General features: G+C 45.4%; 19 protein-coding genes. 15 read left to right on the forward strand and 4 right to left on the reverse strand.

All coding sequences use genetic code 11. The features are described 5' to 3' along the window. The 5 genes from dusB (at window position 1) to CLV59_RS14355 (ending at window position 6,900) form a co-directional block, all read left to right on the forward strand. Window positions 1–1,038 (forward strand): tRNA dihydrouridine synthase DusB, encoded by a 1,038-nt coding sequence (gene dusB, locus CLV59_RS14335; protein ID WP_111592726.1) that lies wholly within the window; start codon window positions 1–3, stop codon window positions 1,036–1,038. A 125-nt stretch (window positions 1,039–1,163) separates the two neighbouring features. Then, the gene (locus CLV59_RS14340; RefSeq protein ID WP_170137754.1) at window positions 1,164–1,745 is read left to right on the forward strand and encodes a nuclear transport factor 2 family protein; all 582 of its coding nucleotides are present in this window, start codon (window positions 1,164–1,166) and stop codon (window positions 1,743–1,745) included. 113 nt (window positions 1,746–1,858) lie between these two features. Then, the gene (locus tag CLV59_RS14345) at window positions 1,859–2,692 is read left to right on the forward strand and encodes an aldo/keto reductase (protein WP_111592728.1); all 834 of its coding nucleotides are present in this window, start codon (window positions 1,859–1,861) and stop codon (window positions 2,690–2,692) included. 177 nt (window positions 2,693–2,869) lie between these two features. Then, complete coding sequence (locus tag CLV59_RS14350; protein ID WP_111592729.1) at window positions 2,870–5,026, forward strand: glycoside hydrolase family 3 N-terminal domain-containing protein; 2,157 nt, start codon at window positions 2,870–2,872, stop codon at window positions 5,024–5,026. 44 nt (window positions 5,027–5,070) lie between these two features. After that, window positions 5,071–6,900 carry a glycoside hydrolase family 9 protein gene (locus tag CLV59_RS14355; protein ID WP_245950869.1) on the forward strand — a complete coding sequence of 610 codons (1,830 nt, stop codon included), beginning with the start codon at window positions 5,071–5,073 and terminating at the stop codon, window positions 6,898–6,900. Window positions 6,901–6,960: 60 nt separating this feature from the next. Here CLV59_RS14355 and CLV59_RS14360 read toward each other — a convergent pair whose 3' ends face one another. Together CLV59_RS14360 and CLV59_RS14365 are read right to left on the reverse strand one after the other, a co-directional pair. After that, entirely contained in the window at window positions 6,961–9,327 is a 2,367-nt protein-coding gene (locus CLV59_RS14360) for an ABC transporter permease (RefSeq protein WP_111592731.1), read from the reverse strand. Between the two features lie 139 nt (window positions 9,328–9,466). Next, window positions 9,467–10,705 (reverse strand): multidrug effflux MFS transporter, encoded by a 1,239-nt coding sequence (locus CLV59_RS14365; RefSeq protein ID WP_317048647.1) that lies wholly within the window; start codon window positions 10,703–10,705, stop codon window positions 9,467–9,469. Between the two features lie 298 nt (window positions 10,706–11,003). Between CLV59_RS14365 and CLV59_RS14370 the strand changes: the two genes are divergently transcribed. Continuing rightward, entirely contained in the window at window positions 11,004–11,459 is a 456-nt protein-coding gene (locus CLV59_RS14370; protein WP_211323860.1) for a GNAT family N-acetyltransferase, read from the forward strand. A gap of 80 nt (window positions 11,460–11,539) precedes the next feature. On the opposite strand, the gene CLV59_RS14375 is transcribed toward CLV59_RS14370, so the two are convergent. Together CLV59_RS14375 and CLV59_RS14380 are read right to left on the reverse strand one after the other, a co-directional pair. Beyond that, on the reverse strand, window positions 11,540–12,658 hold the full coding sequence (locus CLV59_RS14375) for a DUF4932 domain-containing protein (protein ID WP_170137755.1): 1,119 nt from the start codon (window positions 12,656–12,658) through the stop codon (window positions 11,540–11,542). Window positions 12,659–12,835: 177 nt separating this feature from the next. Beyond that, window positions 12,836–14,344 (reverse strand): succinate CoA transferase, encoded by a 1,509-nt coding sequence (locus CLV59_RS14380; protein ID WP_111592733.1) that lies wholly within the window; start codon window positions 14,342–14,344, stop codon window positions 12,836–12,838. Window positions 14,345–14,520: 176 nt separating this feature from the next. Between CLV59_RS14380 and CLV59_RS14385 the strand changes: the two genes are divergently transcribed. From CLV59_RS14385 to CLV59_RS14425, 9 genes are all read left to right on the forward strand, one after another. Further along, the gene (locus CLV59_RS14385) at window positions 14,521–14,934 is read left to right on the forward strand and encodes a hypothetical protein (RefSeq protein ID WP_146616198.1); all 414 of its coding nucleotides are present in this window, start codon (window positions 14,521–14,523) and stop codon (window positions 14,932–14,934) included. A 118-nt stretch (window positions 14,935–15,052) separates the two neighbouring features. Further along, window positions 15,053–16,483: a DNA/RNA non-specific endonuclease gene (locus tag CLV59_RS14390; protein WP_170137756.1), complete on the forward strand. Its 1,431-nt coding sequence runs from the start codon at window positions 15,053–15,055 to the stop codon at window positions 16,481–16,483. Window positions 16,484–16,533: 50 nt separating this feature from the next. Continuing rightward, a complete protein-coding gene (locus CLV59_RS14395; RefSeq protein ID WP_111592736.1) occupies window positions 16,534–17,721 on the forward strand; it encodes a M20 metallopeptidase family protein in 1,188 nt (395 codons plus the stop codon). A gap of 52 nt (window positions 17,722–17,773) precedes the next feature. Further along, window positions 17,774–18,478, forward strand: a complete 705-nt coding sequence (locus CLV59_RS14400) for a hypothetical protein (RefSeq protein ID WP_111592737.1) — start codon at window positions 17,774–17,776, stop codon at window positions 18,476–18,478. Between the two features lie 162 nt (window positions 18,479–18,640). Continuing rightward, a complete protein-coding gene (locus CLV59_RS14405) occupies window positions 18,641–19,246 on the forward strand; it encodes an RNA polymerase sigma factor (protein WP_170137757.1) in 606 nt (201 codons plus the stop codon). A 66-nt stretch (window positions 19,247–19,312) separates the two neighbouring features. Continuing rightward, complete coding sequence (locus CLV59_RS14410; RefSeq protein WP_111592739.1) at window positions 19,313–20,317, forward strand: FecR family protein; 1,005 nt, start codon at window positions 19,313–19,315, stop codon at window positions 20,315–20,317. A gap of 9 nt (window positions 20,318–20,326) precedes the next feature. Then, window positions 20,327–23,308: a TonB-dependent receptor gene (locus CLV59_RS14415; protein ID WP_111592740.1), complete on the forward strand. Its 2,982-nt coding sequence runs from the start codon at window positions 20,327–20,329 to the stop codon at window positions 23,306–23,308. Between the two features lie 10 nt (window positions 23,309–23,318). Then, on the forward strand, window positions 23,319–24,659 hold the full coding sequence (locus CLV59_RS14420; RefSeq protein WP_111592741.1) for a DUF4876 domain-containing protein: 1,341 nt from the start codon (window positions 23,319–23,321) through the stop codon (window positions 24,657–24,659). An 8-nt stretch (window positions 24,660–24,667) separates the two neighbouring features. After that, window positions 24,668–26,227 (forward strand): DUF6850 family outer membrane beta-barrel protein, encoded by a 1,560-nt coding sequence (locus tag CLV59_RS14425; protein WP_146616199.1) that lies wholly within the window; start codon window positions 24,668–24,670, stop codon window positions 26,225–26,227. The last annotated feature ends 5 nt before the right edge of the window (window positions 26,228–26,232 follow it).

The following is a 26,232-nucleotide window of genomic DNA, read 5'->3' on the forward strand; positions in this document are numbered from 1 at the left end:
TTGGTTAAAATTGGCAACATAACATTACCTGATTTTCCTTTGCTGCTGGCGCCCATGGAGGATGTAAGCGATCCGCCGTTCCGTGTGGTATGTAAGGAAAATGGGGCGGACCTCATGTATACGGAGTTTATATCCAGTGACGGGCTGATTCGGGATGCGATAAAATGTCGGCGCAAGCTGGAATTTTTCGAATTCGAGCGTCCGATTGGGATACAGATATTTGGGGGAGACGAGGATTCTCTGGCTATGGCGGCTAAAATTGTAGACGTCACCAATCCTGATTTACTCGACATCAATTTTGGTTGTCCGGTGAAGAAAGTGGCTGGCAGAGGCGCAGGAGCCGGCGTACTGAAAGACATAGATCTTATGGTACGACTGACAGAAGCCTGCGTAAAGGCCACCAATTTGCCAGTAACCGTTAAAACCCGCCTGGGATGGGATGATGATACCAAGAATATCGAAGAAGTGGCAGAAAGACTACAGGATGTTGGTATCAAAGCGCTGGCGATTCATGGACGTACCCGTTGCCAAATGTATAAAGGCGAGGCTGATTGGACGCTGATCGGGAAAGTGAAGAATAATCCGCGTATCAAAATTCCTATTATCGGAAACGGAGATATAAATACCCCGCAGAAAGCGCTGGAATATAAGAATCGCTACGGTGTAGATGGTATTATGATAGGCCGCGCCGCCATCAATTACCCATGGATTTTCCGTGAGATCAAGCATTATGTGGAAACAGGAGAAATGCGTGCCGGTCCAACTTTGGAAGAGCGCATTGCAGTCAGCAAAAAGCATCTGCATGAATCTGTGAAGTGGAAAGGACCTATTGCTGGTATCAATGAGATGAGAGGTTGTTATGCCAATTATCTGAAAGGCTTACCAGATATCAAGCAGTTCAGAAGCAGATTGGTCACATTAAAAACTGAAGAAGAGGTAGTGGCGGTGTTGGATGAGATTGAAGCCTATTACAAAGGCATAGAGCTAGAGAATACGCCGATAGAGCTGATCGATTATCACCAGAATTGCCCACTATAAACATATTTTAAGAAGCCGCAACTGCGGCTTTTTTTATGCCCCTGATTTTGAAGGCTGCCAAATTTTAAGGATATTCGTTAAGACGGTTGTTTATGTGGATTGGCCTTACCATTAAATTCCCCATTATGTTAAAACCAGTAGTAACCGCAGTAATCCTTATGCTATTGTTGTCTGCCTGCATCTCCAAATCGGACCACAATCCTCTGCAGCAAAGCAGTACAGAAATTCCGGATACGACGCAGAAATTCGATATCCGTCATCGTGATCAGCAACAGATAGAAAAAGTAATTTACAGCTTTGCAGAAAACTTCGATAATGTACACCTGGAGAAATGCCTGGAGTTAATGGACGAGAACATCCGCGGAGAAGTGGATGGGGTGATGCTCCACGGGAAGCAGAACTTCGCATCCCGTATTACACGGCTGGCAGAAAGCGTAAAGAATGCCCATTATCAACAACGGCATTTGATTTCCAATATGCAGTTTGAAGGACTCACAAACGATACCGTTAAAGTCAGTATGTATTCCGCTATGTTGTCTACAGATCTGACAACAGGAATGATACAACTAATGCAGGTAGGATATTACAAAGGCAAACTGGTAAAGAAAGGCGACAAATGGTTGATTGCCGTATTGAACTCTCTGCCAGACAGTAGACTGGTGGAGAATTTCTTTAAAGAACCACTGGATTCTATTAATAAACGATGATATATTATTTTTCTGATACCTGTTATCAGTGGAATAATGATGCTATCTCTAATAATGGAACTAATTTTGTGGTCGCAATGCAGATCTGATTTTCTGATTCAAAAGATTAAATTATGAACATTACAGACATTAAAGGAACCGTACAGCTTTCAAATGGCGTGAATATGCCGTATCTGGGTTTGGGCGTATGGAGAACCAACGAGGGACAGGAAGTTATTGATGCCGTGAAATACGCATTGGACGCTGGGTATCGTCATATTGATACTGCTACGATTTATGGAAATGAAGAAGGGGTAGGTACCGCTATTGCTAATCACGCAACAGACAGAAAAGAGGTATTTATCACCACGAAAGTATGGAATGCCGATCAAGGATATGATAGTACTATTAAAGCATTTGAGGCATCCCTGGATAAACTGAAAACGGATTACCTGGATCTTTACCTGATTCACTGGCCGGTGAAAGGTAAGTATAAAGAAACCTGGCGCGCACTGGAAACATTGTATGCAGAAGGCAGAGTAAAGGCCATCGGCGTAAGTAATTTCCTGCAACACCATCTGGAAGACCTGATGCAATCTGCTAAGGTAATACCTATGGTAGATCAGTTGGAGTTCCATCCACGACTGGTGCAACCCAAATTATTAGAGTTCACTCGTCAGCATAACATTCAGCATGAAGCCTGGAGTCCACTCATGCAGGGACAAATCTTCGATATCCCTGAACTGAAAGAGTTGGCGCAAAAGTATGGCGTTTCTGTGGCGCAGTTGGTACTCAGATGGGATCTCCAGAAAGGCGTAGTGACCATCCCTAAAAGTATTCAGCAGAAAAGAATTGCAGACAATGCAAAGCTTTTCGGATTCAACATTGAGGCGGTGGATATGGCGCTTATTGATGGACTGGATGCTGCCACCAGAGTAGGTCCTGATCCGGATAATTTCAATTTCTAAGATAATTCGCTTAATGCGCTAAAGGGAAAGGCCGGCAATTGCCGGCCTTTCCCTTTTTTAGATGAATCCTGTCTGGCTAATTAGTACCATATTTTTAGCTAGATAACAATAGAATTTATTTCTAACTTACGTGCTCTATTAGATATTATTTAGCCATTTAGCAAGGTTTTTAGCACGATGATGAAACGTAAGTTATTCACTATTGCCCTCGGTATGCTTACCGTACAGCAGTTGGTTGCGCAGGAGCAGCCGATGTTTCGCAGGGTAGATCAGCCAACAGAAGCCAGGGTGCAGGATTTGCTGCACACCCTTACCTTATCAGAAAAAATTTCCCTCCTGGGATACAACAGTCCAGCTATTGAACGCCTGAAAATTCCTGCCTATAATTGGTGGAATGAAGCGCTGCATGGTATTGCCAGAGGAGGTGAAGCCACCGTTTATCCGCAGGCAGTAGGACTTTCCGCCACCTTTGATCCGGTACTCGCAAAGGCTGTGGCCAACAGTATTTCCACAGAAGCTCGCGCGAAGTATAATCTTGCGACAGCAGCCGGGCGGCATGTGCAATACATGGGACTGAACTTCTGGACACCCAACATTAATATCTTCCGCGATCCACGCTGGGGAAGAGGCCAGGAAACCTATGGTGAGGACCCCTTCCTCACTGCAACCATGGCGGGCGCCTTTGTAAACGGCCTTCAGGGCGATGATCCACAGCATCTGAAAACAGCCGCCTGTGCTAAGCATTTCGCGGTACACAGCGGACCAGAAAAGGATCGCCATGAATTCAATGCCATTGTGGATGAGAAGGATCTACGGGAAACATACCTCTATGCTTTTAAGAAACTGGTAGATGGTAAAGTAGAATCCATTATGTGCGCATACAATCGCGTCAACAACCAACCTTGCTGTACCGGTAATACGCTGCTGCAAGATATCTTGCGCAAAGAATGGAAATTCGGCGGACAGGTAGTAACCGACTGCTGGGCGCTGGATGATATTTGGCGCAGACATAAAGCCATTCCTACCCGTGAAGAAGTAGCTGCCGCAGCTATCAAGGCAGGCGTAAACCTGGACTGCGCCAATATTCTACAGGACGATGTCTTGAAAGCGATCAACAAAGGCTGGCTGAAAGCGGCAGATGTGGATTCCGCATTGGTGGCCTCTTTACGCACTCAAATGAAACTGGGATTATATGATGATGCCTCACAGCGACAGTTTGCAGCATATGGGGCAGACAGTGTGAATAATGACTGGCATGCGCAGTTGGCTTTGCAGGCAGCCAGGGAAAGTATGGTGTTGCTGAAAAACAATGGCGTATTGCCTTTGCAGCAGGATAAATATGCTTCCATGCTGGTAACCGGTTCTAACTCCGTATCCTTGGAAGCGCTGATGGGCAACTATCATGGCGTTTCCGGCAATATGGTCACTTTTGCAGCGGGCCTTAGCAAAGCAGCAGGACCAGCAGTAGCTATGCAATATGACCAGGGATGTGATTTTACAGACACGTTGCATTTCGGCGGCATCTGGGCCTCCGAAAATTGTGATGTAACTGTAGCGGTGATTGGCCTTACACCCTTGCTGGAAGGGGAAGATGGCGATGCATTTTTATCGCCCGCAGGTGGCGACAAAAACACGCTGAGCTTACCTCGTTCCCAGGTGATTTTCATGCAGAAATTACGCGCTGCTCATAAGAAGCCTATCATTGCTGTAGTAACGGCAGGTAGCGCAGTGGACCTCAGCGCTATTGAGCCATATGCTGATGCTATTATCCTGGCCTGGTATCCGGGAGAACAAGGTGGGAATGCCCTTGCAGATATTATTTATGGTAAATATACTCCTTCCGGAAGACTGCCACTGACCTTCTATCACTCGCTGAGCGATTTACCTGATTATAAGGATTATAGCATGAAAGGCCGTACCTATCGATATTTTACAGGAAAGGCGGCATGGCCTTTTGGGTTCGGTATGAGCTATACTACCTTCGACTATTCCTGGAAACAGTCGCCAGCAGATCGTTACAAAGCAAACGATACCATTCGTATGACCGTGAACGTTAGTAACACCGGTAAATATGATGCAGATGAAGTGGTGCAGGCATATATCAGTTATCCGGCGATAGACAGAATGCCGTTGAAAGAGCTGAAAGCCTTTGGCAGAGTGCATACTACAAAAGGAGGGAGCCAGGAACTGGAATTACAGATACCCGTAAGTGAATTGCAGAAGTGGGATTTACGCCAGGGTAAGTGGAAGCTGTATCCTGGAAATTATACGATTCACATTGGCGGGGATTCGGAACATTTTCGTTTATCCCGCACGTTTAGTGTGAAGGGTTAGTAAATAATGGCGGGATTTGTTATCTTAATAAAAACATTCCCGCCATGCCCTTACTATCCGTAAAACATTGGCTGCTGGCCTGCTGTATGTTACCCCTGGCCGCAGTTGCCCAATCGGTGATGGTTGTCACCAATCATGTTGGTTATGAAACCAACAGCCACAAAAAAGCAATTCTGGTGGCTACTTCTCCTCAGCAACCCCGTGGATTTGAACTTATTGATCAGGAAGATCATCGCATCTTAGCCGGTAAACTTGTTAATGCCGGAACTGTTGATCACTGGCAGCATAAGTATTTCTGGACGATTGATTTCTCTGCCGTGCGTAAACCCGGTAAGTATAAGTTAGTGGTGCATTTGCCTGGTAAAGATTATTCCTCTACCTATTTTGTTGTTGGTGATAAGATATTGGAGCGACAGACATTATCCGATGTGATTTATTATTTCAAGGGGCAGCGTAGTTCCGGACTGCTGGATCAGGCAGACAGACGGATTGGCCTCCTCGGAACCCGTGATACGATTGATTCGCATGGTGGCTGGTACGACGCTACCGGCGACTATGGCAAGCATCTCTCGCACCTCTCTTTTTCCACCTACTTTAATCCGCAACAGATTAGTCTAACCGTCTGGAGTTTACTGAATACCTATGACTTGTTGGGCCAGCGTACAGGCAATGATTTCCGGCAGTTCCGGCGTCGGTTGCTGGATGAAGCGATTTATGGCGCTGATTATCTAACGCGGATACAGGCCAGGGATGGTTCCTTTTTTCGTAGTGTGTCCGCTCCCGGACCCGGTAAACGAGCCATAGACAGGGTGATCCGACCGGAAGAGAAAAATTATCGCATTAAGCAAACGAAGGATCAGTCTTTTACCACTGGCAACGATGATCATCACTGGCAGAGTTTCCAGGCCAGTTACAGGGCAGGAGCAGGTATTGCGATAGCTGCGCTGGCAAGGGCTGCTATGTATGATACCTGTGGCGAATACAGTAATCGTCAATATCTTGAAGCTGCTAAAAACGCTTTTGCCTTTCTTGAAAAGCATAATGCAGCCATGACCAATGATGGGAAAGAAAATATTGTAGACGATTACTGTGCCTTGGCCGCAGCAACGGCCTTGTTCAAGGCTACTGCTGAGCAACAATATCAGGAAGCGGCAGCGACTCGCGCAGCGCGCCTGATACAACGTTTGCATAGCTGGCAACAGTATAATGGCTATTGGGCGGCAGATGATCATGACAGGCCATTTTTCCATCCTTCCGATGCGGGATTGCCTGTGGTGGCATTGTTGCAGTATTATCCGTTTGCCAGTGAGCAGTTACAGAGAGACATTGCTACGGCTGTTCGCAAATCATTCCACTATGAATTGGCTGTTACCGGGGAGGTCAATAATCCCTTTGGTTACAGCAGGCAATTGGTGCAGGACACCCTGGGTAATCGGCGTAGTAGTTTCTTTTTTCCGCATAATAGCGAGGCTTCGCCATGGTGGCAGGGAGAGAATGCGCGACTCGGTTCTATGGCTACTGCGGCACGCATGACCGCGAAATTCTTTGTGAATGATAAGCCATTCGCCGACAGTTTGCAACAATTTGCCGATGACCAGTTGAACTGGATATTGGGGCTGAATCCTTATGATGCCTGTATGTTGCAGGGGGCAGGACATAATAACCCTGCCTATGGTTTCTTTGGAACATTTGAGTATACGAATGCACCTGGTGGTATTGTAAATGGAATCACTGCAGGGATGGATGATGAGCGGGATATAGCATTCAATTTATCGTATGCACAAACTGGAAAGGATAATGACTGGCGATGGGCCGAACAATGGTTGCCGCATGCTGCGTGGTATTTATGGGCAGTGGCAGTTGGAGCGGAATGAGTCTCCCTGAAATATACAAAATGAAAGAGGTCGTCTGGAAACAGACGACCTCTTTCATTTTTATTCCGATTTAATACTTTTTACAGGGTCCGCCATGGAGGCGCGTATCGACTGATAACTAATGGTTATCATGGTAATAACTATAGAAGCGGCGCCTGCCAGGATAAATACTATTGGTCCGATGGTAACTTTATATTGATATTGTTGTAGCCAGTTATTCATCATCCACCATGCCAGCGGAAATGCTATCAGCATGGCAATGCCAATTAATTTGAGGAAGTCGGCCGACAGCAAAGTAGCGATGCTGGCGGTGGAAGCGCCTAATACTTTTCGGATGCCGATTTCTTTCGTACGTCTTTCTGCGGTGTAGGCAGATAATCCGAATAATCCCAGTGCACTGATGAGAATGGCGATGGCGGCGAAAATGCGTGAGAGTTTCTGCATCAGCATTTCGTTGCGGAACATATCATCAAACTCCTGATCGATGAAACTATAGGAGAAAGGATAGGCGGGGCTGTATTTATGCATGATAGCGCCTATTTTTTCCAGTGCTTTTTCCGGCGTAACGGCAGGATTGAGTCGGGTATAGATACTGTTAGTACCGGAAGGAATGCCCAGGAACATAACAGGATCGGGCTTTCCGAACATATCGCCGTATACATAATCCTTCACGACACCGGCTATACGAAAAGTAACCACCTTATCATTTTCTCTTCCGTATAATAGTTTACCAACGGGGCTTCCGGCGCCTAGTTGACGGGCCATGGCTTCATTGACGAGTACGTTGGTGCTATCATCAGCGTCTCTGGTGAAGTCTGTTCCCTCCAGCAATGTCATGCCTGTAGTTTTGAGGAAACCTGGACCTACTAATCGCAATGACGTAATGTTTTTTACATTGGCGGGTTTGCCATCCCAGGAAATTTCATCCGTGCTATTGCCGTCGTATAGAGGATTGTGATCAGCCAGTGCGGCGTTTTCAATCACACCGGTGTTGAGTAGATCCTGTCGTACAGCGGGGAAGTTTCGTACGATTTCGTCCTGTATATCGATGGAGATGAGGTGGGCGATATTAAAGCCCAGGTCTCTGGATTTTACATGTTGAATTTGTTGATAGATGATTACGGTGGCAATAATCAGCACGATAGAGATACTGAATTGGGAGATGACCAGTGCCCGACGTACGAAGGCTGCGCCGCCGGTTTTAACCCTGGCGCCTTTGAGAATAGCTACTGGGTTGAAATTGCTGAGATATAATGCAGGATAGCTGCCGGCAAGCAATCCACAGATCAGGACAAGGCTTGCTATTGCCGTCAGATGGATGGGATTGAACAATTGCAATTTCATTGTTTTTCCTACCAGGGCATTGAAAGCGGGCAGTAATATTGCCAGTAATAAGACAGCCAGTAATGCCGACAGGAACGCCTGCAATATAGCTTCGCCGATGAATTGTTTGATCAGCGTTTGGCGGCCTGCCCCTAGTGCTTTGCGCACGCCTATTTCGCGGGCGCGTTGTTCGCTGCGGGCGGTGGCCAGATTCATGAAGTTAATGCAGGCAATCAGCAGGATGATTCCTGCGATGAGCAGGAAGAGACGAACGTATACAATACGGCCACCTGTTTGAATACCGCTTTTGAATTCATTGCGGAGTCGCCAGTCTTTCATACTCAGCAGAGTAGCTGAATTGGTGGCACTAACGGGATTGGATGCAATTATTTTATCGAGTTTTACTTTTAGTTGGGGGAGGTCTGTACCTGGTGTAGTCAGAATGTATGTTTCCAGGTTGCAGTAATCCCATCTGGCTAATTTTTCGATAGTCGTGAAGTTGGAGAGTGGCGCCAGCCATGCATAGCGGATGGAGGAGTTGTCCGGAACATTCGCCACCAATCCTGTGATCGTATAGGCGTCCTTGTTATTCACCATAATGGTTTTGCCTACTACGTTTCTGGAGGTATGGAAGAATTTTTCAGCGGTTCTTTCTGTGATCACCAGGGAATTGGGATTGGTGAAAGCGGTAGCGGGATTGCCTTCCAGGAATTTGCAGTCGAAGAACTGAAAGAAGGAGGCGTCCACATAACGTCCGGAGCTGTATACCGGATTGTTATTGAAGTTGAATAATGCGGTATTGAGGCCTTCGGAGCTGCGGCAATAGGCTTTAACGCCAGGAATAGCAGCCGTAGCGGATGGACCTAATGTGCCAGGGGTGGAGGTATATGTACGAATTTGGTTGTTGAGTGTCCAGTTATAGTGGATACGCAGGATATTATCTTTCTGGCTATAGAAGTTGTTGTAATTGATTTCATCTTCTGCCCAGAGGAGAATGAGTCCGGCACAAACAAAACCGATGGCGAGTCCGAAGATATTCAGGATGCTATAGGTTTTATTTTTCTTCAGGTTTCGCAGCGCTGTTTTCAGGTAATTTATGATCATAAGCCAAATGCCTTTGCGTGGGGTAGTGCCAAGACGGTGCCACCTTATGAAGGTATTGAAAACAGGCGGTTTATGGAATTTTCGGCAGAGAAATTTGTCCACTTTCGTTACAGGAAATGTCCGAAAGTGGACAGGAAAATTAATGCATGATGGGTTGGGCAGCGGTTTGGGTAGCTTCTGTGCGGATAAACTTCTTGCCTATGACCAGAATGGCCCATGCTGAGAGTCCGCATAAAGCGAGGGTAGCGGCCATGGGGCCTGCGCCATCGCCATCGAAGGCACTGACAGCGGCGGATGCCACTGCGCCTATACCCAGTTGCAATGCGCCCATTACAGCGGATGCGCTGCCTGCATTTTTGGAAAATGGCGCCAGGCAAAGCGCTGCGGTATTAGGATTGACGAAGCCCAGGCAGCAGAGGTATCCGAACAGTAAGATAATCAGCAGTGGAAGGGTCAGTACTTTGGAAAAGGCCGAGAGGTAAATCAGGATACCAAACAGCGATTGGAAGGATAAAGCCCAGGGGATGATCTGTTTACTTTGGAATCGGCGCAGGAGGCGGCTGTTGATTTGGCTGCAGCCAATGAATCCAACCGATAATCCCGCGAAAATCCAGCCATAGGTGCTTTCGCTTACCTCATAGATCTGCATGAATACCCTGGGTGATCCGGAAACATACGTGAATATTCCGGCGAAACTGAAAGCGCCTGCCAATGCATAGGTGGTAAACTGTGCATTCGCTAGTACGGACACAAAATTTTTAATAATGGGTTTAGGTTTGAGCGACATCGTCGTATCTGGCTGGTAGCTTTCCGGTAGCCAGAGGATACAGGAAAGGAGGATGGCGCCACCCAGCACCGAAAGGATGAGGAACACCATATGCCATCCGAATACGCTGGTAATATAGCCGCCTACAGCGGGGGCCACCATTGGAGAAGCGCCTACTACCAGCATGAGCAGCGCAAACACTCTGGCATTGTCCTGTACCGGAAATATATCGCGGACCATGGCTACGGCCGCCACAGTAGCGGCACAACTGCCAATTGCCTGGAAAAACCGCAGTGTGATGAGGCTTTCGATGGAATGACTATACAAACAGCCGATGGAGGCCAGGATGTAGAGTATGAGTCCGGCATATAGCGGCTTTTTACGGCCAAATCGGTCTAACAACGGCCCATAGAGCAGTTGTCCTGCCGATATGCCAATGAAGAAGCTGGTTAAGGAAAAGCCGATAGTGGCCACATCTGTATGTAAATCCTTTGCTATGGCAGGAAATCCGGGAAGATACATATCGATAGAAAAGGGCCCTAAAGCGGTCAGTGATCCTAAAATTAAAATTAAAAAAAAGAACCGGGAGGGTGCTATCGTTGTTGTTGTCAAGGAATGCTTATTTATGGTTTCGTTTAACAGGTCGCAAAGTTACAAGTGTTTTTTGAGGAACCATACGGCAGAGGTATCGAAAATAACTATCCTGGAATCTAAATACGTTATAACTATCAATAATTTAATGTTTTTTGTGTTATAATGGTGCGGTTGGGCTTGTCAATCAAAATGCAATAACGTTGATGTATATACGAAATGGATTTTTGTTTCCCCAGAGTGTTAATTTTTTTGTAGAAATGTTTTTTTGGTTATATCATTGGGGTGTGAATACGCAGCCCACAAAAACAGAAATGCAATGAATACGATAACCTTTCTCCGAACCAACAATGAGCAGCAAGATTTTGAAGCGTTGATTAGTGCGCTGGATGAGGATCTCCGTGATCGTTATCATGAATTACAAGATATGTATGATGAGCATAATGTGATTGAGGCCGTCAATACGGTGGTGATAGCGTATATTGGGGCAGAACCGGCGGGCTGTGCATGTTTCCGTGAGTTCAACGATCATACAATAGAAATCAAACGTATGTTTGTTCGACCGGAATTGCGTGGAAAAGGGGTGGCATTTGGATTGATGCAGGAACTGGAGAACTGGGCAAGGGAATTGAACTACAGTTATGCGATCCTGGAAACAGGAAAGCGTCAGCCGGAGGCCATCAGTTTATATCATAAGAGCGGTTTTACGGTAATGGATAATTACGGCCCTTATATTGGCATGGACAGCAGTATTTGTATGCGTAAGCGTTTATAGTGGTTGCTGAATAAAAGATATTTGTAAACAAAACGTCTCTCTCTAATTACTAGAGAGAGACGTTTTGTTTTTGGTACAATTTATTTTTCAAATAACTTCAAAAATGCCGGGTAGAGATCATCGATGTTTTTATTGGGATTCTCTGCGCGGATTTTTAGCAAATTATCCGTGAATAATTTCATTTGCGGGAAACCTCTGTCTGTCATCAGTTGGATCAAATCTTTTGTTGTTTTGTTGAAAGTAGCCTCATCATAGTGATCCTTGCAGTATAACAGAAAAACGCCATAGGTCATATACTCATTGAAAACCTTGACAGGGTTAGGATAAGCGAAGATACCGGATGCTTTTTCATTTACCCAAACGGTGCGGTCTTTAAAGAGTTGATTGATTTTTTCCTTGTTGTCATCAGTTGGCTGTCCTACATAATTATGATCAATTTCTGTGAACATTACCCTGGTGTTCAGTACTTCCACTTCTTTGGCAGAAAGTTTAGGGTATTGGTCCAGTGGTGGGAGTACCATATAAATCTGGTAGAAATTATTGTTCTTAAACTCGCCGGTATAGTTTAAGCCATTAATTAATGGAGAACAGAAAATCACGTAATTATTGATACGGGTTTTAAAGTTGGCTTCCAGCCATTTCCACTGACTGCCTAGATTGGCATTTTTATTATAATCGGCTGTAATACCGGAGTAATATGCTTTATGGTTAGCGTAGAATTTTCTGAAGTTGGTTTTCTTTGCGAAATCCTCCAGTTGCGCTTTATAGGTAGTTATTGGATTTTCAGTGATGGTTACCTTTGATACGGTAATGGCAGGGAAGATGTAAACATTACTAGGTTCCAGTTTATCCTTTTTGAAATTATAGGAGAATCCATTTCCTGTCAGGAAGATATAATTTAAAGGGCTGGCTGAAATCAGGGAGTCGAAGGTCTTGATGATAGGCTCGTTGGCGTAAGGTTTGAAGTGGGCCAGTATTTCCTTGTAGTAACTGCCTTCTTGCTGGATCATATCATCGTTCTCGAGTCCTCCTGGCGTAATGGCGATCATAATATGGATCAATTCCTTTACTTCATGGATGTCGATTTTATATTTCCCCTGATTTGCTTTTTTGAATGATTCGGAGAAGTTGACTTTTTCCTGTGCAAATGTCTGTAGTGCTGCTAAAACCAAGAATAGCGGTAATAGAAATTTCTTCATAAGTTTTACTGTGGGTCGATTAGATTTTGTGAATGATGTAGGGGTAAAGGGCCAGTACATCTATTCTTTAGGGGTCAAATATAATCAGAAAATTAAAGGAAGTAGTATAGAAAAAGAGGCCGCTACCTTGCGGTAACGACCCCTTGTCTTTCACACCTTGTTCCTCATAAGCATGGCTTATATATCTTGCAATATGTTTTCTTTTTTCATGGAACCTTGTTGTTCCATGCGCTGGTGCCAGCTGAGGGCTTCCTGCAACAGGTGAGGGGTATGGCCTCCTTTCTTGCAGGCTGCCAGAAAATAATCTTTCAGTTCTTCCTTATAAGCGGGATCGGCACAGTTGCTAATGATAACGTTTGCGCGTTCGCGTGGCGCCAGTCCGCGCAGATCTGCCAGTCCAAAATCGGTTACTACAATGTCCACATCATGCTCGCTATTATCTATATGAGATGCCATCGGTACCACATGGGAAATAGCGCCAGCTTTGGAGGAGGCCTGAGTAACGAAAATGCTCAGATAAGCATTGCGGGCAAAGTCGTTGGAGCCGCCGATGCCATTCATCATGCGGGTACCGGCGATATGTGTGGAGTTGACATTTCCATAAATATCAAACTCAATGGCGGTATTGATGCTGATAACGCCTAGTCTGCGTATCACTTCAGCAGCGTTACTGATATCCTGTGGACGCAGTACTATATTGGGTTTATATTTTTCCAGGTTGCGCATGAGCCGCTGGTAGCAATCTTGTGATACCGTGATGCTGGATGCAGAAGCAAAGTCCATTTTGCCAGCGTCGATCAGGTTGAAGGTGCTGTCCTGCAATACTTCTGAGTACATGGTCAGGTGATGGAAGCTACCTTCTGTAAATCCTTCCAGAACGGCGTTGGCCACTTTCCCGATGCCTGATTGCAAAGGTCTGAGTTGATGGGTGAGTCGGCCCTTTTTTACTTCGTGTTCAAAGAACTGCAATAAATGTCCGGCGATGGCGCGGGTTTTATCATCTCGTTCATTTATGGCTGCGGGGCTGTCTGTTGTTTCAGTGATAACGATGGCAATAATTTTCTCCGGATCTATTGGGATAGAAGTACGGCCAATTCTGGTACCGGCATTGGTGATAGGAATGATCTGACGGTTGGGCCAGATGCCGGCGGAAAAGATATCATGTACGCCATGGAGTGTCAGGGGTACAGAGATATTTATTTCTACGATGATTTTTTTTGCGGCAGTGGCAAAGGCCACTGTGTTGCCTACAGACGTAGTAGGAACGATGCTGCCATCTTCTTCAATCATCAGCGCTTCGATGATAGCGATATCTGGCTGGAGGATGTTTTCGTGTATCAGTTCTGCACTTTCTCCCAGGTGCTGGTCGTTGAAGAGCACTTCTCCATTGTTAATACTGTTACGGAGAATGGGATCTACCTGGAAAGGCGATCTTTTATGGAGGGCATGGGCAGATGCCAGCATGCCGTCTGTGCCGTGGCCCAGTGAAGCGCCGGTGATCAATGTGATTTTCCGGGGACTATCTTGCGCTATGGCAGCGAAAGCTTTCAGCACGGCTTTGCTGTCGCCTGCTTTGGTGAAGCCGCTGCTGGCTACAATCATGCCATCCCGCAAATGGGTGGCTGCATCGGCTGCACTGGTAATCCTGCTCTGCAGGCCCGATCTCTTGATTCTCTCTTCGTACATCTTGTGGTAGGTTGTGGAAGTCCTAAAATTACGAAGGAGTGATATGGCCAAAATATGATAATGGGTCAAATTGTTGTTTATTCCGGCCAAAGTGAGATTTTGGGGACTTCAAACTATTTTAAAGGGGCTTTGTTATGGTATATCCTGCAATCATTTGCATTAAAAACTACTGTATTATGAAAAAGGTTTGCTTTCTTTTTGTAGGTACTTGTTTTCTTTCATTTGGATCATTACAGGCACAGAATGTATTAGGGGCTGCCCAAAAAGCGGCGGCTGCTACCACCACGCTGGGAAATTCTGGCGGTATTGCCAACAATATCATGGGATCATTGACGCCCACTTTAGGATTGAATAATACGCAGCAGCCGAAGGTGCTGGATATGGTATCCGGCTTTTTGAAAAAGAAATCTGAAATTACGCCATTGCAGCAGACTAACCCTACTGCCTATACGAGTAAATTCAGTGGATTGCAGGGAGGATTATTTTCAAAGTTGAAAGGGGTATTAACCGCTGCCCAGTATGCGAAGTTCCTTGGCTTGAAACCTAAAGCCAGCGATGCAACCAACGTATTATCACAATTATTTTTCTAGTATCTGATCGTTATTTTTTGTAAGCCTGTCTCTAACAATTAGAGACAGGTTTTTTTTATGTGTGGTGAGATGAATGCACAGGGAATTGTTATATCTTCGCGCGCTCGTAACCTGCACTATGCCACAGAGAAAAAGTAAGAGTAAAAGTAACAGTAATTCCCTCGTTATTATCCTGGCTATAATTGCGTTTGTAGTAACCTATTGCACCCGCAAATTCGCTTCTGATAAGGGAAAGGAGGTTCCTGTAAAAACCGCTCAAAAGAAAAAAACTTCCACAGCGAAGAAAACCAGGAATGAAATTTTCATTGAAAATTTTGAAACGGCTTCTCCTGTCAAAGAGAATTATAACAGTGAGGAAATCACTCTAAGCACTGGTCCCTGGATGTTGAAAGACGCTGTCATAGGCGCCAAAGACGAGGATGTGAAGTTGGGAAAACAATCGCTTCGTTTACGCGGTGGCGGTAGTGCTACAATGGATTTTGATATCAATGTGACGGGTACGGTAACGGTTACACTGAAACATGCTGCATATGGTTCCGATGCAGGGGGCTCCTGGGAGCTTTGGTATTCTGTGAATAAAGGACAGCGTTTCCTCCAGGCAGGGAATGCAGTTAGTACCACTGAACATGCCCTCCGTACTTCCACTTTTACTATTTCTACGGAGAAAACATTAAGACTACGTATACGCAGCAACGATAAGGATAATGGTCGTTTGAACTTTGATGCCGTGTCTGTCGTCCTCAGTTCATCGGCTACAGGCGGCAATACGCCTGCCGGCACAGAAAAATCTGTTCTGGGAGATGATGATAACCTGTTGCTGGGAAATCCAACGGACGCTGTGGCGGCCATTGTATCTGCGAATAATTTCCTGATGGATAAAGGCTATTACAAATTGTCGTATAACCGCGACCGTGGTACGCCTAACTGGGTAAGCTGGCATATCTCTTCCAAAGATCTGGGACCTATGTCCAGGGCCAATGATTTCAGACCGGATGCTGATTTACCGGAGAGTTTCTACCAGGTAAGTCAGACCAGCTATATTGGAAGCGGATTTGACAGAGGACATAACTGTCCTTCCGGGGACCGAACCTTCAGCAGAGATGCCAATGAGGCTACTTTCCTCATGACCAACATGATACCGCAGGCGCCGAACCATAATCAGCATTTATGGGCCAATTTGGAAAACTATACCCGCAGCCTGGTGAATGATGGCAATGAAGTATATGTCATCATGGGTAGTTACGGTGTTGGAGGATATGGTGCGAAAGGCTTGAAAAAGAAAATTGACAGAGATAATATCACAGTACCGGATCATATCTGGAAGGTTATTGTGGTCATACCGGAAGGTAATAATGATCTGAAACGTATTGGCAGGAATACCCGTATCATCGCGGTGAATACGCCTAATAAGAATGATGTTAGTACCAAGTGGAGTGCTTATTTAACCACTATTGAAGAGATTGAACAAGCGGCTAATGTGAAGTTATTGAGCAATGTACCGGAAGCGATACGGCTGGAGCTGGTAAAAAAAATCGATAATGGAAACTGATAGTTCGTCCGGGATATGTTATTTTCGGTGTCTTCAACCAAAGTAATGATATGCTCAAGGATAAAATCAGGCAACTAGCCCGGGAGCTACAGGCAAATGCTATTTCCCAAAGGCGTCATCTCCATACCCATCCGGAATTATCTTACAAGGAATTCCAGACGGCGGCTTTTATCGAGGCGCAACTGACGGCCATTGGATTGCCTTTTGAGCGAATGGCTAATACGGGAGTAGTGGCATTGGTGACTGGCAGGAAGTCGGCCTCCGATGCGGTGGTGGCGTTGCGTGCAGACATTGACGCCTTGCCCATACAGGAGTTGAATGAGGTGACGTACCGTTCCGCCAATCCTGGCGTCATGCACGCCTGCGGACATGATGTACACACGTCTTCCTTATTATCTACTGCGGCTATTCTTACTCAAATGCAGTCCGATTTTTCCGGGACTGTAAAATTTATTTTTCAACCGGCGGAGGAACTGATTCCTGGTGGCGCCAGTATGATGATCAGGGAAGGGGTATTGCAAAATCCCAAGCCGGATTATGTATTGGGCCAGCATACCATGCCGGAGCTGGAAGCGGGTAAGGTAGGATTTCGTGGGGGCCGTTATATGGCCAGCAACGACGAAATTTTTATTACCGTGAAAGGAAAGGGAAGTCATGGCGCAATGCCTTACCTGGGAATAGATCCGGTGGTTATCGCCTGTCATATTATCACAGGGCTGCAGCAGATTGTAAGTAGAAGAGCGAATCCGATGATGCCTTCTGTTTTATCGTTTGGAAAGATGACCGCTAACGGCGCCACCAATGTTATTCCAGACGAAGTGCGGATAGAGGGAACCTTCAGGTCAATGGATGAAACCTGGAGAAAATCGGCGCTAGATAAGATTCGTAAGATGGCTGTATCCATCGCTGAAGGCATGGAGGCGGATTGTATAGTCGATATCCAGCAAGGGTATCCGGTGCTGATCAATGATGATGCATTGACTGCCGCTGCAAGGGCGCATGCCATTGAATTCCTGGGTCAGGAGAATGTGGTGGACCTGGATATATGGATGGCGGCGGAGGATTTCGCGTATTATAGTCATGCGGCGGAGGCCTGCTTTTATCGGCTGGGAGTACGCAATGAAACCAGAGGAATCATATCCGGATTACATACTGCGACTTTTGATGCGGATGAAAAATGTCTGGAAACCGGTCCTGGATTGATGACTTACCTGGCCCTGAAAACCCTGGGTAACTAAGTCTTTTTATAAATTAAAAAAATTATATATATCTTCGCGGCAAATCTTACCTATGAAATTGCTGTCGATCAAAACTGTTTGTCTGGCCACCGTAGCTGCATTTTTATTTTCCTGTAATAAAGAAGTGCTTGTTGAACCTAATATCAACGGACCTGTGCCTGTTAATCCGGGAGGAAATCCTGATCCGGGAAATGGAAACGGGAATGGAAATGGTAACAGCAATAGTATTCAGGGAACTTACAAGGTAGTATTTATGTCCCAGGATGGCGTGTCTACTACTGTTAGTGGAGTGGGAGCTGATCGTACTCAGGTGAAATATACCTACACCACTACGTACGAGAAATTTACGGGTACATATAACTTTGATAGTAAGAATATTAACCTGAAAGGGTTTGGCTATACTTTTAACATGCAGGGAATAATGAGGATAACAGGTGGCGGATTTGATGATAGCATGCCATATGGAGGTCCTGCTACCATGACGTTTCCTGACAATAGTTCCCCTTATCAGTTGAAAGGCACAGATTCCATTATCACCAAGACAATGATGGGTGGAGGATCTATCAATGGTACACCTACCAGTTCAAACCCAAGTGGTTTACAGGATACGCAAACGCTTTATTATACTTTCTCCGGAGATACCCTGATCATGAAAATGCGTGCTGTTATTAGTAATCGCGAGATGGTTCAGGATGGACAGTTAGTCGTGGGCAATGGTTACACGAATGCTCTTATGAAAATGGTGAGAGTGAAATAGTATAATACCCGCTAAAATTTTTAAGGAGATGTAGACTACATCTCCTTTTTTTATTTTCTTTTTTTCCCGATCAGAAAAAACAACTGAATAATTTTTCCCGATTTCGAAAACTTTCCCGCTTTTCGAATGATACTTTTGCGCTCGTATTTTAAAGCGGTACTGATGGATAAACCGGAAATAGCCGTTTTGTGGAATGGTTTACTGGAGGGAGATGAACAATTACTACTGGGCCTCTACGAAGCCTGGTATCCGGGATTACTTCGTTATGGACTGCGTATTACGCAAGACAAAGAACTTATTCAGGATACGATTAATCAGACCTTTCTGTACTTCTGGCAAAACAGGGATACGCTTACATCTGTGATGGTACCGGAAGCCTATATGCTGACTTCATTCCGCCGGCGCTTACTGCGTGCCGCAGGTAGTGGCAAGCACCGGCTACAGTTTCCCGGCGAATGGGAGGTAGATGATGATACGGAGATGGTAGAGGATTCGCATGAAATGTTTCTGATCAATCATATCCGGATTCAGGAAGTAGAGGCGGTGTTGCTCCGCGCTATTAAACGACTGTCTGCCAGGAAGCAGGAACTCATCCGGTTAAAATATTATGAAGGGCTGAGCTACAGCGAAATGGCTGCCAGAACCGGATTAACAGAAAGAACGATATACAACAAAATACATGAAGCCGTGAAAACGCTGCGTGACCAACTGACAGCAGACGGCCATTCAAATAATATGATCTCCGCCATCCAGTATTTATTACTGTAAAAAAAATGTTTTAAAAAGCGGGTAAAAAATGCAGGGGAGTCTGCTCTTTATGTAAAGCACTTACAAATGCAGCAGTCTATTACTACAGCATATCTTGTAACAACAGATTCATTTATTCATTATTGCCTACGCACTAATGAAACTGATTTTCTGTACTGGCAAGCCTATGTCATTCAATATCCCGAACATCGTTCTGTTATCGAACAGGCGAAGCAGATGGTATTGACAATGCATCTGTATGGCCAACAGGAAGAGATCCGGGAACAAAAAGAAAAGTTGCGGCAGTTGCTGCATTCCAACGAGGATGCCGTTATTGTTGGTATCGGTAAAAGGCGCTTTTATTATCATTTACGTATAGCCGTTGCAGTTATATGTATAGTAGCGGTTGGATTAGCGGCCTTTTTCTATAAACCGAAACGTACGGTCATTACTGTTAGTACCGCCAGGGGGGAGGTGAAAGAGGTGCTATTACCGGATAGCTCGGTAGTATGGATGAATGCTGGTAGCAGGATGGAGTATACTACTGATTTTTCCTACGGAAGACATGTAACCCTCGCCGATGGAGAGGCTTTTTTTGAGGTCAGGCATGATAGCAGACGTCCGTTTACAGTAAAAACGGGCTCTGGACTGGAAGTGAAAGATCTGGGTACCACCTTTAATGTAAGTACTTATGCCGGGCAGGAAGAACGTGTGGCCGTACATAGCGGATTGGTGGCAGTAAGTAACAGTAAATATATAGCAGATAGTATAACCGCAGGGGAAATGATTACGGGAGACCGCCAGTCTGCAGCACTGAAACGCTCCACTATGCAACTATCGGGCGCCGACTGGCGAACAGGCTACATCCGGCTGGATAATGTCAGTTTCTCTATGTTGAAAGAAGTGATAGAAAGAACATATGATGTAACTGTAGTTTTTGATGATCCTTCATTGGCCACGTGCCGTATCACCACTGCCTTCCAACGAAAAGACGATATCCGTCAGACACTGAAAGCGCTGCAACTGATCTATGGTATTAGCTCGCGTCAGGTGGGTAATACAATTCATATAGCAGGAAATGCCTGCAAATAATTTATAGCGATGAAATTATTCTCTAAGCCCGGGCGACTATGGGTACTGGCTATTATTTTGTGGTGCCCATTGGCGACATTCAGCCAGGAAAAGAACAAATTATTTACTGCCAATATACCTGCCGGTACGTTAGCAGGTTCCATTCAATATCTGTCGCGGTTAACAGGAACGGTTTTTACCTATAATCCGGAAGAGCTGGCACACGTAAAAGTGGCGGCCAGGAATGTAACGCAGCAATCCGTCCGACAGATACTGCATGTTATATTAGAAGGTAGCGGATTTACGTATATCCATAACAGTAACGGATATATTATTCATGCTACAAAGGGAACAGTTGCCGCTGAAAAAAGTGCTGCCGCAATACCGGTACTTTTCAGAGGGAAAGTTATTGATGAGAAAGGGCGGGCACTGGAATTTGCCAGTGTGCTGTTGAAAGAAACCGGCGCCCAGCAAACAACTGACTACAATGGCATATTTGTATTCCGCATTCCCGACGGCAGCGTGTCTTCCCATATTTCCATTTCCTACGTTGGCAAACAAACCATTGAAACCGTACTGACGCCGGACATTTATCTGCGCCAGCCCACCTTTCAATTGAAAGAACTGAGTCTGACCCTGGAAGGTATTCATGTAAATGCCATTCAGAAGGGAACGAACTCCAGTTCTTCCATAGTATTCGACAGAGAAATGATTGAACAATCGCAGGCATTTTCTCTGGCAGACATTATGAATATGCTTCCGGGCAGGGAAGTTAAAGTGCCGGATATGTTGAACGTACAGTCGCTCACGCTCCGTACTGCCGCATTGAATAATGCCGCGATGATTAACTCCATGGGAACAGCCATCATAGTGGATGATATTGCCCGTTCCAATGATGCCAATATGCAGGCAAAGAGTCTTTCTATGTTTGGTAATTCCACTTCCACCCTGAGGGTTTCCGGTAAAAATAGTTTTGATGTACCCTTCCAGGGCCAGGACCTGCGCGATATCCCGCTGAATAATGTGGAGCGAATAGAAGTTATTTCCGGGATACCATCTGCTAAGTACGGGAATGTTACCAGTGGGGCAGTTATCATAGATCGTCAGGCCGGGGCTACTCCATTCCAGGCCAGGGTGGGCATTATTGGATATACTACCCAATACAGTTTGAGCAAAGGTATTAAGCTGGGAGAGAAGTTGGGCGCCATGAACTTTTCCATTAATCACCTGAGGAGCAATGCAGATCCGAGGAGTCTTTTACAGAGTTATAACAGGACCACACTGGATTTGATGTGGACAGAAAGATTTTCCAGTAAGTTGAAAAATACGATCTCGCTTACATATGGTTATCGGAACGACAATATTAAAATGGACCCGGAAGATACCCGTGAACAGCGACTGTATTCAAAGTCTAACAGTTTAATTCTCACAGATAGGATTAGTTATAATGTGGGTAAGAAGTGGTTGCAAGACATTCGGCTGAGCATGGGCTTCACGAAGGCAAGACAGGAGTCTTATTCGCAATTCGCCATGAACGGAGATCCTAAGCCTATTGGAGATAAAGATACTACAGGCGTTTACGAAGGATATTATATCCCTGGCACTTATATGGCTGTAGATCACGTTCTGGGCAGACCCAGCACCGCCAATGCAAGTTTAAATCTGAATGGAAATATCAGATGGCTGGGCATGGATCACCAATGGAGTGGCGGCGCCAGTATGGACTATACGGCCAATAATGGGGAAGGGGTTATCGTAGATCCGAATACGCCAAGGTTTGTGAATCAGAGATATCAGAACCAACGTCCCTATTCCTATGAATATCTTCCTGCCACAGTAAATACAGGGATTTACCTACAGGATCATGTGGAGTTATTCCCATTTGGGCATAAGCTCACGCTGGACCCCGGGCTGCGATATGATATGCAGAACGGTTGGGGTATACTCCAGCCTCGTATTAATACGGCCTATGCGATATCTGAAAAACTCACCACCACTTTAAGTTATGGCGTGAGCTCCAAATCGCCGCCCATGTCTTATCGTTATCCGGCGCCTTCCTATTTTGATTTGCCGGTGTTGGATGTGTACAATGAAGATCCTGCCAAACGTATATACCTCGTGTATACAGAGAAGGTAGCGCATGATAACAGCTATCTCAAACCGATGAAGGCGATGCAGTTGGAAGGTGGTTTGAAGTATACAGACAGATTATTCAGCGGCTCTCTGTTTGCGTTTTATAAAATGAACAGAGATGGTTTCAATGTATCGTCCAGTATGAGAAAATTCATGCTGCCCGCCTATGACTATGTGATTGAAGATGGTAAACTCAGATACTGGCCTACCGGGAAGTCGCAACTAAAAGTGGGTTTGTTTGATAATGTGGCCGCAAATGATATCAGTACAGACGATATGGGACTGGATCTGTTATTGAGTACAGCCAAAGTACCTGCTATTGCCACTAGTTTCAGCCTTTCCAGTTTTCTGTATTATAGTCGCTATGGAAGCAGCCTTTTAAAATATAGTTTCAAAGACGCTTCTCAGTTAGTCACCAATGGTATTTGGTATGGCGTATTTGCGCCGCTGAATTATCAGTCATGGGCCATGAACTCTCGTCTGAATACTTCTACGCATATTCCTAAACTTGGATTTATCGTGAATCTTACCGCCAATTTCGCCATTTACAAAAGGCAGCGGAATATCGGGAATTCCGGTCAGCCACTGGGATATGTAGACATCAACAGCATATATCACGATATCAGCGAATTGGCGGCTGACAGCCCGATTCGTCAGGCATTAGGATTATATGATCTCTCCGCTTCAGATAACTCCGATCCTTACTACATGAGTATTAGCATGCAGGTGATAAAGGAAATTAAGAAGAAGATCAAATTCTCTGTCAACGCCTATAACATCTTTAACATACTGAATAAAAAATATAGCGACATCTCCAAAACAGTAAGGGAACTTACTCAGCCTGTAGTGCTATCCGGAGAAATTTCATTCAAATTCTAAATTGGAAATCATGAGAAACATATTCATTGCAATTATTAGCATTTTGTTGTTGGGCGCTTGCAGTAAGGAGAAAGGAGCCACACTGCATCCGGTAGATATCAACGTTGTACTACGTTTATCCGGTGATCAGGAAGGTATTGCGATACCGTACAAAGGGGCCACTGTTAGTATGATTAATCAGACAAGCAGTACTAAATATTCCGCGAGTATCACGACAGATACCAACAATGTAGTATTCCATCAGGTGGTGCCAGGAAATTATCAGATCTCGGTGGAATTACAATTGAGTGCAGCAGATTACGAAAAAGCAACTGGTCAGAAAGTAAGCGGTTCCGTTATTTTCACGGGCACGGCTACTGCAAATGCGGTGGAACTGACGAATAGTATTACCGTGGATGTACATACCGGTGGTGGTACAGAAGCATGGGTAATCAAGCAGATTTATTACGCGGGCTCTAATGTAAAAGACGGCGCATCTTTCAGGGATCAGTTTATCGAAATCTATAACAATTCAGATCAGTTGATGTACGCCGACAGTCTGTACTTTGCACAAGTAGCCGGGGTGAATGCTGCTTTATCTGGACTGGATATCAGCAAGGGATGGTATATTCCTGCCACTGGTCAGTATGATTGGAGTTTGTCTGCCGGCAATAATGTGGCAGATGCTAATACTGCCTATATCTATTCCGGATGTATTTTTCGTATACCCGGCAACGGTAAGACCTATCCGGTAGGACCTGGCAAAAGCATTATCATCGCTTCCACCGCAATTAATCACAAAGTACCCTTTATTGATATTACCGGGAAAGAAGTGCCTGTGCGGAATCCTGATCTGACAGTAGATCTGAGCAAAGCAGAGTTTGATGTATACATGGGCGATTTCCCTGGAAAGTCGCCATTAAGTTCCGATCTGAAAACATCCGTGCCACATATGGTAGTCATTGCGAATGTCAACCGGGATTTGATTTTGGATAATCTGGGAAGAGATGGATATATGCTGTTTAAAACAACCGCTAATATCAAGGATGAATGGCAACAGTTTAAAATGCCGGGAGCGTCGGTTACAGAAGATAAAACCTATTTCCGCATGCCTAAAGCTGCGATGGAAATTTATGATGGCGTAGAGATACAGCCTACCACGATGGCGAGTCGTACGCCAAAACGTTTGCCGGTAGACCTGGATGCAGGATTTTCCTATGTGCCGAACGGCTCCTATTCCAGTCAGGCTATCCTTCGTAAGACGCAGAAAACGGTCAATGGTCGTGTTGTATTACAGGATACCAATAACTCTATTCTTGATTTTGTGGTGATTAAGGCAGATCCTTCTAAGGAAGCCTTTACCAGTAAATAATTCCTCTTATGAGAAGAATGGCATTACTGCTGTGTTTGATGATGTCTGTAGGCGTTTTTGCTCAGCAGCAAGGGCCTACAGACAGTGTTTGGGTGTATCAGCCGGCGCAGGACAGGTATCGTTGGGCTACTGCCTCTATTGCCGCTTTGCATAGATATGGCATAGCTAATACAGGTATTGTTTCGCTGGAAGTAAAGGGCGAGGCTGGCGGATTTCGTTATGCACAGTTGCCTGAACAGCAAACAATGGTGGGCTTTCACAGTGAAGGCATCCGTACCTTAGGTCGGTTCCGGGCTTACGGACATTTTTCGTATAGTCGGTTCCGTGATGATTCCGTTTCCTGGCAACTGCAAGGGAAACAGGATTTGAACCGGCCATATTTCCTGGCAGCGCGGAAGGCGGGCGACTTTCAGCGGCAGCGTTACCTGATGGAAGGAAGGCTGGCCTATGAGTTGCTGCCTGGAAAGCTGCTGATAGGAACAGGTATTTATTATCTCTATAATACCGCGTTTCGTTCTCAGGACCCAAGGCCCGGCACAAAGGAGTTGGAGTTGATCGTTTCGCCTGACATTGCCTTGAATACAGGTAAGCATACGTTGGGCCTGACTCCGGAGGTAGGGTATAGTTTTGAGCAGACAGACATCGTTTACCTGAACAAACAATATCAGAACAATTTTGACAGTATACCGGAGCGCCGTACCTGGATCATTATGGGAATGGGTTACAGGCAGCCAAGGCCCGGCGGCGATAATACTATCCGTACCACTTCCCGGATAGCGGGTCTTACTTTTTCAGACGTATACAGTAACAACGACTGGACTGCCCAGCTAAGTGCCGGCTATCACTGGCGGTATTATAAAACGGGTACTTTCCTGGAAAACTCCCTCAAAGCGTCCAATTGGGGGACTTATACTTTAGAGGAGTACAAGTTACAGGCAGCGGTCTATAAAGCGCAGCAACATAGTTTGCAACTGAAGGTGCATTATGCCACAGGCATGGATATGAATAAGTATCAGCCTTCCACGAATATTCCTCCGCTGAATGGCACCAATTATACCTACCATGCTTTGGATGCCCATCTGAAATACAGTCTGGTAGCACATCCGGGAGCGGCGCTCACGCCGGGATTAGATGCCAGTGTGCAGCTCAATACTTTGGAGAAACAGGATTTCATTGCTACACAGTATTTGCAATCGGCGGTGCTGCACCCTGAAATAGCTGGCCTTTTGTATGGAAAGGGGCAGCAGGGCGACAGGTGGAAATTACGACTCTCTGGCGGCTTAGTGTTGCCATTGCAAACCAGTGTATCCGTGTCTCCCTTACAAATGAATGATATGGTATTAGACGTGTTGTATCATGATTACTATTTTCTGAATAGTAAAGCATTCAGTGGCGGTATCGCTGGGCAATATATGACGAAGCGACTGTTAAAAACAGTTCCGGTGGGGATTGCCGGCCATGTCAATTATCTAGGACGCTTGCAGGAACCGGATTATGTTTTTCCGGAGATAAGAGAAGTGGGTGCCTATCGGATTCAGTGTAGTGTTTCATTAAATATTTACCTGTAAGGAAG

It is taken from the genome of Chitinophaga dinghuensis (assembly GCF_003259435.1).
Lineage (GTDB): Bacteria > Bacteroidota > Bacteroidia > Chitinophagales > Chitinophagaceae > Chitinophaga > Chitinophaga dinghuensis.